We start from the raw sequence: 1815 nt of genomic DNA, 5'->3' as shown, positions 1-1815 counted from the left end.
AAAACGAGTGGCCGTAGCGCAATGGAACGAACGTGTTCTGCCAACGTAAAGAAGTGAGAAAAGGGCGTGTTCGTCTTTTTGGAAATTTGTTTTGTTATGTCCCACCTTCTTTTTATTTTTCAGGTAACTAGTTCTTTTATCTCATTTTATACACAGAATTAGATAAGTTTATTATCCTTTTAAACTCTCTTCCGATAAGAAATATAGATATTTAGAATGATAAGGAGATAGTCAAAATGAAACCATACAAACCGTTACTAATTGCAACACTTAGCGTTGGCCTTTTAGCTACGCCGTTTTCTTCACTTTCATCATCACCAGAGCACGTAGAGGCAACTGAAACAGCATCGGCACTACTTACGCAAAAAGCGAAAGAAATGCTGGGTGCCCCTCACACAGCAGGGGGAGAATCCCTTGAAGAAGGGTTTGATAGTTCAGGCCTCGTACAGTATGTTTGGAAGCAAGCCATTAACGTTAAACTTCCACGTACATTAATAGAGCAATCACAGCTTGGTGAAACCATTTCTCGTGAAGAAACTGCACCTGGTGATTTAGTATTCTTTAGCTCAAAAGAAGATGGAAGCGTGACAAGCGTAGGAATTTATGTAGGCAATGGCGATATGATTTACCCTTCCCCTTCTAAAGGAAAAGTAATTCAACAAAATTTTGCAAACAGCTCGTTTTGGTCACCTAAATTTGTGACCGCAAAACGTATTACGTCTTCACCTGAAATCGCAAAAGAAGATCCGTTAGTTGCAGAGGCACTTAAACTCATTGGCACACCTTACGTATTTGGCAGTGATTCAATTGAAGAAGGCGTTGATTGCTCAAGTTTTGTTCAGTATGTATTTGAGCAAGCTAAAGATATTTATCTTCCACGCTCAACTGACCAGCAGTGGAAAGTAGGAACTGAAATTGCAAAAGAAGATATGCAGGTTGGAGACGTGATTTTCTTCCAAGATACGTACCGCGAAGGTATCTCACACGTTGGAATTTACATTGGAGGAGGTCAATTTATTCACGCTAAACGCAGTGAAAACGTCGCGATTGACTACGTGTCAAACAGCTATTGGACGTCTAAGTTTGCGGGAGTCCGACGCTTTGAAGGGTTATCTTTACCGAAAGAAGGCCCCGTTGTATCCACCGCTACGAAATATATCGGAGAAGTGCCTTATTTAAGCGGTGGGACAACTCCTGATGGCTTTGATACAGGTGGATTTGTACAGTACGTATATAAAGAAGCTTTAAACGTTGACTTACCTCGCTACGGATCAAGCCAGTGGAACGTCGGTACACCGGTTGAGAAAAATAATCTTCAACCTGGTGACATCGTGTTTTTTAAAGCCTCTACTTTAAACCCGGCTATTTATATCGGCAATGACTATGTTGTTCACGTCACACCATCAAAAGGCGTAACGGTGACAAATATGAAGGCAGATAGCTATTGGGCACCTAAATATTACGGGGCAAAGCGCATCGGAGAAAGCTAAACATTCTTCTAGAAATTTGAATAATCCCTCTAAAGGTGGTAAATTTTTTAATAGGAATATCTATTATACATAACCACTAAGGAGCTTTCTTATGACTGAAGCAAAGAAAAGCATGTTTTTAAGCATTATTTACGCCGTCATTATTTTAAGCGTTTATTTCTTTAACTTACCGCTATGGATTGCGCTAGTCATCTTGGCAATTATTATCGCATTTGAACTGTTCTTAGCTATTAAAAAAGGCGACAAATTTAAAATGAGTATTAACGCCGTTACGCTTGGACTCATTATATTAGCTGCGATTATGCTGTAAAAAGAGACTGAGACA

Annotated in this window: 2 protein-coding genes; both read left to right on the top strand. The window is 39.7% G+C overall.

Annotated features, from left to right (window positions below; all coding sequences use genetic code 11):
* Positions 1 to 236: 236 nt before the first annotated feature.
* A complete protein-coding gene (locus tag BFL01S_RS19485) occupies positions 237 to 1490 on the top strand; it encodes a C40 family peptidase (RefSeq protein ID WP_061786707.1) in 1254 nt (417 codons plus the stop codon).
* Positions 1491 to 1581: 91 nt separating this feature from the next.
* Positions 1582 to 1800, top strand: a complete 219-nt coding sequence (locus BFL01S_RS19480) for a hypothetical protein (RefSeq protein WP_025911774.1) — start codon at positions 1582 to 1584, stop codon at positions 1798 to 1800.
* The last annotated feature ends 15 nt before the right edge of the window (positions 1801 to 1815 follow it).

It is taken from the genome of Priestia flexa NBRC 15715, from assembly GCF_001591565.1.
GTDB classification, from domain to species: Bacteria; Bacillota; Bacilli; order Bacillales; family Bacillaceae_H; genus Priestia; species Priestia flexa.
The sequence above is the reverse complement of the archived record's forward strand: the minus strand, read 5'-3'. Positions and strand labels throughout refer to the sequence as shown.